Raw genomic sequence first — 10,255 nt, 5'->3', positions numbered from 1 at the left:
GGGCGGCAGCAACTCCGACTGCTCCGGTGCGTAGGGGCGGAAGGTCTTGCTCATAGGGAGGCAAAGAGCACCACGCCTCTGCCTCCCTTTCAAATCGGTTCTTCCGATTACCCCGACACGCTCCTAGTTGGCGCGCTCCCACGCGTCCTGCCAGGCGATGCCCGCGCCCGGCGCGTAGTACGACGCCACGCCCTTGCACCAGCCGGAGTACGGGAAGGGCTTGCAGCGGTAGATGAGCCCGTCCGTGCCCTCCACCCGCGTGCCCGCCGTGTAGCTGTCGATGCCCGCCGGGTACTTGTACTGCGCGGACCCGCCGGTGCCGCCGTCGGTGGAGGGCTTCTCGATGTCCACCTGGAACGAGAAGCCCGTCTCCTTCGCGTACACGCGGTTGCCCAGCGCATCCTGCACCGGCGACACGCTGCCCGTGGTCTGCAGCACGCCCACCTGCACGCGGCTGGAGCCCGCGTTCACCTGCTGCGCCAGCCGGTAGATCCACGTGGCCGCGGGCGTCGCCGCGTCGAGCGTGAGCGGATACGACTCGGCGTCGCGGCCCGCGCTGTCGAAGAGGCGGAACGTCACCTTGCTCGCCCCGGGCAGGTCCTCACGCGCCTGCACCTGGCCCAATTCCTTCCACGACACCGGCGGGGGCGGCGCGTCGCTGAACTTCACGTCCGCGCACGCGTAGAAGGCCTCCGGGCTGTCCGCGCGCTGCCAGATGGCGTAGATGACGTGCGGGCCCGTCCGCGCGGACGGGAAGGGACAGTCGAGGCGATAGCGATTGTTCACCGCGGTCACGTGGGTGACGTTGCAGAAGGGCGTCGCCTCCAGGTCCGACCACTTCAGCGGCAGCGCCGGGTTGTAGCCCTCCTTCGTCACGAAGAGCTGGAAGTAGCCCGTGGCGTGCACCGCGGTGGCGTGGAAGACGAACTCGAAGCGGCCATTGCTGTCCGGGGTGATGAGCGTGGACGGCCAGTCCGTGCGCGCCAGGTCCAAGCCCTTGTGACCCTCATTGGCGGCGCTGCACAGCTTGCCGTCGGGGATGAGCTCCCGGTGGCGCCCGTTGGCGGCGCCCTGCCGGACGCCGTTCCAGTCATACAGGGCCTGCGTCCCACCGGCCTGCACCGCGGCCTTGCACGCGGCGGACCGGGGGTTCTCCGGCCCCTCCTTGAAACATCCATAGACGCGGCTCAGGGGGACTTCCATGGAGCCGTGCGCCGCCGCCGGACCGGCGGACAGCAGCGAGACGAATGCGAGCGACGCGGTGAGGGCCCTGCGGATTGCTGGGAACATCCCTTCCTCCTCTGTGTGAAATGAAGGGAGGAAGGGCGCGGGCGGATCGGGTCAACGGCGTGGCGCGAGGAGCTCCCGCGCCACGCCTGACGACCCTCAGGCCAGCAGCTCCGTCAGCAGGCCCTTGGGGAGCGAGGGGTCGCCGAAGTCATCCAGCGGACCGCCCGCCGCGTTCTTCAGGCCCACGGCGGCGCCAATCGTGTTGAGCATCTTGTTGAGGTTGGGGCTCGTGTTGCCGCCGGCCGCCGTCACCGCGACGCCCTGCTTGAAGTAGCCGTTGCAGCTGCCCGCCAGGATGAACGGGACGTTGCGCGCCGAGTGCGCCGGCCCGTTGCCCAGGTCGTTGAACCAGACGGACACGCCCTGGTCGACCAGCTTCTTGCCGTCCGGCATCGCGTACGCCGCCAGCCGGTCCAGCAGGTAGTTGAAGGTCTGCGCGAACTGCGCGTCCACGCGCGAGTGCAGCACGTCCGACCCGGCGATGACGCTGCCCTGCGCGTCGTGCGACAGCCGGCGGTGGGAGATGAAGTGGAAGTTCTCCATCAGCTGCCCCGTCGTCGGGTCGCGGTAGCGCGTGGAGCCGTCGTTGCCGTCCCCCACCTGGATGGCCACCGAGCGCGTGGTGCCGCACGCCACCGCCAGCACCGCGATGTCCATGTGCAGCCGCACCGTGGCCAGCACCTTGTCGCCGTCCGTGCTGTTGTAGCCGGGCGCCTCCTGCTGGAGCCGCAGCTCCTCGTCCGCGCGGGCGCGGCAGCTCAGGGCCACCTCCAGGTCGCGCACGTTGGACAGGTGCAGGTCCAGGCGCTGCCGATCCGTGCTGCTCAGCTCCGGCCGGGACTGGAGCGCCTTGAGCTGGCCCGACACCAGGTCGTTGAGGCTCTTCTGGCGCACCAGCAACTGCTCGCGCGCCTCCGGCGTGAGGCCACCAGGGCCGCCCACCATGGTCTGGTAGGCCACCCACGGGTCATGCAGCGCGGCCCGGCGCGACGCGCTGCCGCGGTGGGAGATGCAGGGGCCGCCCAGCCAGCCGCCCGCCTTCCCCGCGTAGAGGAAGAGCGAGTCGCGCTTCTGCGGGTTGAGCTCGCGGCCGATGCGGTGGTCCAGCGACTCGCCGGACGCCTCGGAGTCACCGCCCACGCCCTCCACGGCGGGGCCCCGCGCGGTGAGGCTCTGGAGCGCGCCCCGGGCGTGGCCGTCCCCGTAGTTGTAGTCCTTCATGTTGACGTTGCGCACCACCAGCAGGCGCGAGCGGTGGTCCGCCAGCTCCAGCAGCGACTTGCCCGCGAGCGTCGTGGTGGTGAGGTTGCCCAGGGGCTCCGGCCAGAAGCGCTCCGGCTCGCTGCCCAGCTCCTCGGTGTTCTGCGCGGTGGCCACGCCATCCGCCTGTCGCAGGAAGATGGCGAAGGGCAGCGCGCCCGCCTCCGCGGCCCGGGCCTTCCTGGGCAGGAGCCCCTCCAGCACCGGCAGCCCCAGCATCACGCCGCCCAGGCCCTGCAACATGTGTCGACGGCTCAGTTTCACGGCAGCTCCTCCGGGTGGCGGCTCACGAAGCCCACGCCCGTCACGACCTCGACGACCAGGTCCACGATGGACAGCTGCCCCGACTGCGACAGCCTCCCCAGCCGCTGCACCAGCGCCTCGTCCTCCTCCGCCGCGGGGCGCCCGCTCAGGAACTCCACCCAGTGGCGCGCGTAGCACGCGTGCACCCCCTGCGCGTTCGCGAGCGCGTCCGCCAGGTCCAGCGCGTCCTTCACGGACACCTTCTGTCCGCCGATGCCCGGCGACGACGACGCGTCCACCGGGTGCCCGTTGTCCGTGGTGCGGTAAGCGCCCACCGCGTCGAAGTTCTCGAAGGGGAAGCCCAGCGGGTTGATCAACGTCGCGTGGCAGGTCGCGCACACCGTGCCGGGCGCCTCCGTGTGGGACGTCACCACCTCGCGGTTGGTGCGGCCGTTGGGCGCGGGCAGCGCGGGGATGTTGGCCGGCGGCGCGCCAATCTTCTGGCACAGGATGCGCTCGGACAGGTACACGCCCCGGTGGATGGGGTCCGGCTCCAACGACGTCGCGTGCGACGCGAGGAAGCCCACCTGCGTGAGGATGCCCCGGCGCTGCGTGCCGTCCAGCGTCGCCGGCACGAAGTCCGCGGTGAACGTCCCGGTGAGGCCGTAGATGCGCGCCAGCTCGTCGTTGACGAAGGTGTCGCGCGACGTGAGCAGGTCCGTGAAGCGCCCCTTGCGCCCGAAGACGACGTCCTGGACGAAGAGCGCGTTCTCCTTCGCCGCGGACTCCGCCAGCTTCGCGGTGACGTTCGGGAAGCGCGTGGGGTTGGGCAGGATGCGCCCGTAGCGGGGCACGTCGAAGATGACCTGGTGGTAGGCGTCCACCACGTCGCGCGCCCGGGGGTCCGCCATCATCCGGCGCGCCTCCGCGGCCACGCCCTCGCGCTTCGACAGCAGGCCCTCCCGCGCCGCCGCGAACAGCGCGTCGTCCGGCATGGAGTTCCAGAGCGCGTAGCTCAGCCGCGACGCCACCTCGAAGCCGTCCAGCGGCACCTTCCCGTCCGCCGCCTGCGTGCTGCGCTCCACGCGGTAGAGGAACAGGGGCGACTGGAGGAAGCCCTCCAGCACCATCCGCAGGCCGCCCTGGAACGCCGCCATGGACGGGTACCCCCGCGGCCCCTGGCGGTACAGCGCCAGGTACGTCTCCACCTCGTCCGCGGTCAGCGGGCGGCGCAGCGCGCGCAGGCCGAAGGACTCCACGAACGCCCTCGCGCGCGCCTCATCCGTCGTGTCGCCGGCAGGCAGCAGCCTGCCCAGCTTCGTCGCGTCCGTGGCCACCTGCTCGGCCAGGTCCGCCGCCGCGCGCTGGTAGGCGCTCCACAGCGCCTCATCCACCGCCAGCGCGCGAGCGTCGTTCCCGAAGAGGAAGCCGCTCTGCGCCGGATCCGCGCGGAACGTCTGCGCCAGCGCCGTGGGGGGCGCGTCCAGCTTGAGCAGGTCCTTCACGCTGCTCAGCCACTGCGCATGCGTCAGCCGGGCGACGCGCACCGAGCGCGCCGGCTGCTCCACCGCGGGAGGGGGGTTGTTCGTGCCGCCGGGGCCAGGATTGCGCGGGTTCAGCGCGTCAGAAATCTGGCCTTCGCAGGCAGTCAGGCAACTCAAGGATCCCGCGAGCAGCGCGGAAGTCCACCGTCGTTGACGTAGCGCCATGGGGGGAAGCGCCTCCGTTCGTTGGCGCTCATCCCAATTTGGAAATTCCGGGAAGTCAATCCGCACCCCGGCCGGGCAGGCAGCGCGTCACACGCCTGCTGGAAACCGCTGCCCGCACCGGATCCGCGCGGCCCTCAGCCGGGGATGAGGAAGCGCGCGATGACGCGCTTGAGGCCCACGTTGCCGCCGAACTCCACGGTGACCTTGGCGTTGGGGCCGCTGCCCTCCGCGGCGACGATTCGGCCCATGCCGAACTGCTCGTGTCGCACGCGCATGCCGCGCACGTCGCCGCCCACGCCGTCCATGTCGGACGAGGCCTGGGAGTAGCTGCGGTCCACGCGCGGGCCCGTCTCGTCGTCGTCCCAGCCGCGGCGGCGCTGGGGCATGGCGGCGCGCGGCGGGGGCGGCAGGTCGTTCTCCTTGAAGCCGAACAGCGCCTGGGGCACGTCCGCGAGGAAGCGGCTGGGCGCGTTGTACTTGAGCTCGCCGAAGAGGGAGCGGCACTGCGCCAGGCTCACGAAGAGCCGCTTGCGCGCGCGGGTGAAGCCCACGTAGCAGAGCCGCCGCTCCTCGGCCATCTCCTCGCCGCCGTCCGGGTCGTCGCTCTTGAGCGCGCGCGAGTGCGGGAAGACGCCCTCCTCCAGGCCGGTGAGGAACACGGCGTCGAACTCCAGGCCCTTGGCCGCGTGCAGCGTCATCAGCGCCACGCGGCCCTCGCGCACCTCCGCGTCCGCCTCGCCCACCAGGCTGATCTGCTCCAGGAAGGACTGCAGGGGCGGGATGTCCGCGGTGAGCGGCGCGGAGTCCACGCCCTCCGGCACCTCCTCCTCGCGCGCCTCGGCCGCCTGGGCGGAGGCCACCATGTCGGACGCGCGCTTCAGGTCGAACTCCTGCGCCGCGCCCAGGAGCTCCTTCAGGTTCTCCGCGCGGGTGAGCGCCTCGTCGCTGCCCTCGGCGACGAGCGTCTCCACGAGCTTCGTCTCCTTCAGCATCTGGTCCACCGCGCCCGCCGCGTCCTTCGCCGTGAGGGCGAAGGCGTGCAGCGACTGGAGCAGTTGGTGGAAGCCGCCCAGCCGCTTCTGCGCGGTGGCGTTGAGGCTGGGGATGCGGTGGCGCTCGCCCAGGGCCTCGAAGAGGCTCAGGCCCTGCTCGTTCGCGAAGTCCGTCAGCCGCTCCTCGGTCGTGTCTCCAATGCCGCGCGCCGGCACGTTGAGCACGCGCAGGAGGTCCGCGTCCGAGCGGGGGTTCACCATCAGCCGCAGGTACGCGGACGCGTCGCGCACCTCCGCGCGGTCGTAGAAGCTGCGGCCGCTCACCAGCGTGTACGGCACGCGCGCCAGCCGGAGCGCCTCCTCCAGCACGCGGCTCTGCGCGTTGGTCCGGTAGAACACGGCCATGCTGGAGAACTTGATGAAGCCCTCGCGCTGGAGGGCCAGGATGCGCCGGGCCACCTCCTGCGCCTCCGCGCGCTCGTCACGGTGCAGGAGCAGCTCCAGGTTCTCCCCCTGGGGCCGCTCGCTCCAGAGCTTCTTCGCCATGCGGCGCGGGTTCTTGGAGATGACCTCGTGCGCGGCGGTGAGGATGTTCTGGTCGGAGCGGTAGTTCTGCTCCAGCTTCACCACCTTCGCGCCCGGATACTGCCGGGGGAAGTTGAGGATGTTGTCCACGTCCGCGCCGCGCCAGCGGTAGATGGACTGGTCGTCGTCGCCCACCACCACCAGGTTCGCGGACGGCGGCGGGGCAAGCTGGCGCAGGAGCGCGTACTGCACGGGGTTGGTGTCCTGGAACTCGTCCACCAGCACGTGCGTGAAGCGCGTGCGGTAGCGATCCAGCACGTCCGGCCGGTCGCGGAAGAGCTTCACCAGCAGGAGCAGCAGGTCCCCGAAGTCCACCGCGTTCGCCGCGCGCAAGAGCTTCTGGTAGCCCGCGTACACGCGCCTGACGATCTGCCCGCGGACGTCGTCCTGCTCCACGCGCATGTCCTCCGGCAGGCGCGCGGCGTTCTTCTCCTGGTCGATGCGGTGGAGGATCTCGCGCGGCTGCATCACCGGCTCCACGCCCGCGTCACGCATGGCGCGCTTCACCAAGTTGAGCTGGTCGCCGTCGTCGTAGATGACGAAGGACTTCGTCAGGCCCACGGCCTCCGCCTCGCGGCGCAGGATCATCGCCGCGGCCGAGTGGAACGTGCTCACCACCAGGTCGTTGGCCTGCGCGCCCAGGAGCTGGGTGAGGCGCTCGCGCATCTCGCGCGCGGCCTTGTTGGTGAAGGTGACGGCCAGGATGCGCCACGGGAAGACGCGGCGGACCTTCACCAGGTGGGCCACGCGGCGGGTGATGACGCGCGTCTTGCCGCTGCCGGCGCCCGACAGCACGAGCAGGGGGCCATCGCCGTGGAGCACGGCTTCCGCCTGGGGCGGATTGAGGTCTTCGAGGAGGGCGGTTTCGTGGGCGTTCACGGGGTTTCCACCAGGGGGAGGACCCCGTCTTCTAACGTCTTTCGCGCGCCGGTGCCGGGTCTTCCGCCAGCCCCGGCGCCCGCCGGGCCGTCCGCCCTCGGGACGGGCAGGTGCGTGGGTTATAAGAAGGGTCACCCGCCATGTCCGACTCCCCGTCCCGCCCCTCCCAGGAAAAACTCGACCGCTTCGCGGAGCTCTTCAACCAGAGCCTCACCCTGCGCCACTTCGGCGCCCGCATGTCCTTCCCGGAAGGACGCATGGTGGTGGTGGAGCTCCCGGAGGTGCAGCCCCAGCACCGGGGCGGCCTGGGGGCCTCCGCCGTCAACGGCGGCGTGCTCTCCGCCCTCTTCGACTTCGCCATCGGCTGCACCCCGGCGCTCCGCGACCCCACCCGCCGCTGCGCCACCGTCCAGCTGTCCATGAGCTTCGAGCGCCCCGCTACCGGCAACCACCTCCGGGTGGAGGCCGTCATCGACAACGGCGGCCCGTCCACCCTCTTCGCCTCCGCGAAGCTGATGGACTCGGAGGGCCGCGTCTGCGCCCGCTGCCAGGGCGTGGTGCGCGTCTCCTCCCAGCAGTGGGCCTCTGGCGAGAGCCCCGCCACGAACTGACATTTCCCCACCCTGGGGCTCCTTTGCCCATTCCCGTCGATATGCCCGGCCTGACGGCGCGTTTCCCTGGAAGCCCGGGGCCGGAACGCGCGCCGGGGGACGAGCGCGGCTCGCAACGGGAAGACGGCATGGATGCAGCCGCACAGGGCCTGGGGATGACGACCCGCCAGTCGCGACAGGACACAGGCAGGGCTGCCCGGCCCGCGGCGCCGGACGAGGAGGCCCTGTCCCGGCGCGCGCTGGCGGGAGAGCGGGACGCGTGGGACGCGCTCATCGCCCGGTATCAGCGCCGGGTGGTGGTGTCGCTGCTCGCGAGGGGCCTGCGGGTGGACCGGGCCCAGGAGCTGGCGCAGGAGACGTGGGCGCGCCTCATCCAGCAACAGCAGCGGGGCCTGCTCACGGAGCTGCGCCTGCCGGCCCTCGCGCTCGCCCAGGCGGCGTTCCTCGCGTCGGATGACGCCCGGCGCACGCGGCGCGAGTCGTTGGACGGCACGGTGGAGGACCTGCCGGAGCGGCAGCAGCCGGTGGACCCCGCCGAGTCCGCGGAGAAGCGCCTCTTGTCGGAGGAGCAGCTCCTCCGGGCCCGGAGCGCGCTGGAGCAGGTGTCGCCGGGCGCGCGCAACGTCTTCCTCCTGGCCTGTGACGGACAGGGGCTTCCCCATGCCGAGGTCGCCTCCCGCGTCGGGCTGTCCGTCCAGCGCGTGCGACAGATTTTGTGCGAGGTCCGCAAGAAGCTGCGCACCGCGCTCGAAGAGGAAAAGCCATGAGCCCGCCCACGCCCCACCTCACCCGCGACCGCACGGAGCAGTACCTGCTGGGCGCGCTGCCACCCGAAGCCGCGGCGGAGCTGGAGGCCCACACGCTCACGTGCGAGCCGTGCGCGCGGCTGCTCCAGGAGGAGGCCCTGCTGGAGGAGCAGCTGTATGAGGTCGCCGCCTCCCTGCCGCGCGACACGGTCGTGGTGCGTCCCTCGCGCTGGCACCGTCCGGCCGCCGTCGCCGCGGCGCTGGTCGCGGTGGCGGCCTCCGTGTTCCTGCTGCTGCGGCCAGGTGGAGAGGCGGGTTCTCCGCCCGTGCCCCCCGTGGAAGCGTCGGCCATCGCGGCGCAGGAGGCGGAAGAGGCGCCCCGCGACATCGTGGTCGCGTGCCCGGATCTGGCCACGCAGGAGCACTGCCTCCGGTCCGCGAGCTCACGCGGGCTGCTCGTGTATCACCCCGGTGGACAAGGCGAGGTCCCCCGCTACGACACGACCAGCGGGCTGAGGCAATTGGCGCTGAGCTCGCGACCGTCCGCACTGTGAGGACTTCTGTCATGGCACTCCGAAACCGCATCCCCGGCCTGCTCTTCGTGCTCTCGGCGCCCCTCGCGGCGGCCCAGCCGTCCCCTGACGCGCCGGCGCTCGCGTCCCCTCCCGTGGCCGCGTCCGAGGCGATGGCGCGGAAGGCGGGCCCGACGTCCCCGCCCGGCGCGGCGTCAGTCGCCGCGTCCTCGCCGCAGCCGCGCGCGGAGGCTCCGCCTGCCACCTCCGGCGGCGTGCCCGCGGCGCCGAACGCCTCGCGGACGAAGCTCCCGCAGGGCTGGTACGTCACGGAGAGCGCTCCCCAGCACTACGAGGCGGGCGTGGATGAAGCCTCTCCGTGCGAAGGCACGCGCAGCGCCTTCCTGCGCTCGCGCACCGAGGCCACGGACAGCTTCGGCACCTTCATGCAGGCCTTCGGCGCGCAGGACTTCCGGGGCAAGCGCCTGCGCTTCTCCGCGGTCGTGCGCCACCAGGACGTGAAGGGCTGGGCGGGGCTGTGGATGCGCGTCGAGGGCGCCGACCCCAGGCAGCCGCTCGCCTTCGACAACATGCAGTCGCGCGCACTGGTGGGCACCCACGGCTGCAAGCGCTACGACGTGGTGCTGGACGTGCCGCAAGAGGCCACCACCATCATGGCGGGCCTCATCATGAGCGGCACCGGCCAGGCGTGGCTCGGCGGCGTGCGCTTCGAGACGGTGGACGCGTCGGTGAAGACCACCAACCTGCTCACCCCTCCGCAGCCACTGCCCTCCGGCCCCCAGGGCCTGGAGGACGCGCCGCAGTCCCTCGTCTGGAACAACGGTGAGCGGCTGGGCCGCGTGGGCTACTACTGGTTCGACGCGCTGCGCGTGCAGACGGAGACCCCGCTCGTGAAGGGCAAGGGCCAGCTGTGGCAGGGCACCGTGGGCGACGAGCTCTTCGAGCACGGCATCGAGGTCAACGGCACCTACCGCAACTACCCGCTGAGCGTGAAGGTGCACGCGGGCGGCCCCACCACGCGCATCCAGGGCACCTGGGGCACCGGCCCCGTGGACATCCGCCTGAGCCCCGATCTCCTGTACATGCGCTGGGGCGTCTTCGAGCGGAAGCTGGCGCGGGACCGGACGGCCCACGCGGAGCAGGGCTGCAACGTCTACCGGCAGCTGGAGGGCGTGCACGAGATGGACCGCATCGACGTGTGCGGCGTCGCGCTCGCCACCCGGCCGCCGCTCACGCAGCTGGTGGTGTCCTTCCTCGCCAACAGCTTCCGCCGCGACCCGTCACCCTTCACGACGCCGGTGCCGAGCCCCCCGGTGCGCTCTCCGCAGCCGGACAACTCCGCCGGAAGCAACCGCCCCGCCACGCGGTCCCGCTGAAGGCCCGGCGGACGCGGGAAGGAAGGGCCCC

The 10,255-nt window shown here is 71.8% G+C and carries 8 protein-coding genes; 4 read left to right on the top strand and 4 right to left on the bottom strand.

Annotated elements, in window-relative coordinates:
- Nucleotides 1-123 precede the first annotated feature (123 nt).
- The 4 genes from U8525_RS28245 to U8525_RS28230 all read right to left on the bottom strand — a co-directional run bounded on the left by U8525_RS28245 (nt 124) and on the right by U8525_RS28230 (nt 6,958).
- Nucleotides 124-1,290: a lytic polysaccharide monooxygenase gene (locus U8525_RS28245; protein ID WP_374269797.1), complete on the bottom strand. Its 1,167-nt coding sequence runs from the start codon at nt 1,288-1,290 to the stop codon at nt 124-126.
- A 96-nt stretch (nt 1,291-1,386) separates the two neighbouring features.
- A complete protein-coding gene (locus U8525_RS28240; protein ID WP_374269796.1) occupies nt 1,387-2,814 on the bottom strand; it encodes a DUF1552 domain-containing protein in 1,428 nt (475 codons plus the stop codon).
- Nucleotides 2,811-4,454, bottom strand: coding sequence for a DUF1592 domain-containing protein (locus tag U8525_RS28235; RefSeq protein ID WP_374269795.1), 1,644 nt, complete (start codon nt 4,452-4,454; stop codon nt 2,811-2,813). Before U8525_RS28235 ends, U8525_RS28240 begins: the two co-directional genes overlap by 4 nt.
- Nucleotides 4,455-4,636: 182 nt before the next feature.
- On the bottom strand, nt 4,637-6,958 hold the full coding sequence (locus U8525_RS28230; protein ID WP_374269794.1) for an ATP-dependent helicase: 2,322 nt from the start codon (nt 6,956-6,958) through the stop codon (nt 4,637-4,639).
- Between the two features lie 140 nt (nt 6,959-7,098).
- On the opposite strand from U8525_RS28230, the gene U8525_RS28225 reads away from it, so the two are divergent.
- The 4 genes from U8525_RS28225 to U8525_RS28210 all read left to right on the top strand — a co-directional run bounded on the left by U8525_RS28225 (nt 7,099) and on the right by U8525_RS28210 (nt 10,224).
- Nucleotides 7,099-7,569, top strand: coding sequence for a PaaI family thioesterase (locus tag U8525_RS28225; protein WP_374269793.1), 471 nt, complete (start codon nt 7,099-7,101; stop codon nt 7,567-7,569).
- 128 nt (nt 7,570-7,697) lie between these two features.
- Nucleotides 7,698-8,336, top strand: a complete 639-nt coding sequence (locus U8525_RS28220; RefSeq protein WP_374269792.1) for an RNA polymerase sigma factor — start codon at nt 7,698-7,700, stop codon at nt 8,334-8,336.
- Nucleotides 8,333-8,869: a zf-HC2 domain-containing protein gene (locus U8525_RS28215; protein WP_374269791.1), complete on the top strand. Its 537-nt coding sequence runs from the start codon at nt 8,333-8,335 to the stop codon at nt 8,867-8,869. The genes U8525_RS28220 and U8525_RS28215 overlap by 4 nt, the downstream gene beginning before the upstream one ends.
- Nucleotides 8,870-8,880: 11 nt before the next feature.
- Nucleotides 8,881-10,224, top strand: a complete 1,344-nt coding sequence (locus tag U8525_RS28210) for an AraC family transcriptional regulator (protein ID WP_374269790.1) — start codon at nt 8,881-8,883, stop codon at nt 10,222-10,224.
- The last annotated feature ends 31 nt before the right edge of the window (nt 10,225-10,255 follow it).

It is taken from the genome of Corallococcus sp. RDP092CA, from assembly GCF_041903675.1.
Lineage (GTDB): Bacteria > Myxococcota > Myxococcia > Myxococcales > Myxococcaceae > Corallococcus.
The sequence above is the reverse complement of the archived record's forward strand: the minus strand, read 5'-3'. Positions and strand labels throughout refer to the sequence as shown.

Bases quoted from the DNA above. Each gene is read 5' to 3' on its own strand.
- U8525_RS28215 (WP_374269791.1), top strand. From the start codon at position 8,333: ATGAGCCCGCCCACGCCCCACCTCACCCGCGACCGCACGGAGCAGTAC.
- U8525_RS28225 (WP_374269793.1), top strand. From the start codon at position 7,099: ATGTCCGACTCCCCGTCCCGCCCCTCCCAGGAAAAACTCGACCGCTTC.
- U8525_RS28210 (WP_374269790.1), top strand. From the start codon at position 8,881: ATGGCACTCCGAAACCGCATCCCCGGCCTGCTCTTCGTGCTCTCGGCG.
- U8525_RS28220 (WP_374269792.1), top strand. From the start codon at position 7,698: ATGGATGCAGCCGCACAGGGCCTGGGGATGACGACCCGCCAGTCGCGA.
- U8525_RS28245 (WP_374269797.1), bottom strand. From the start codon at position 1,290: ATGTTCCCAGCAATCCGCAGGGCCCTCACCGCGTCGCTCGCATTCGTC.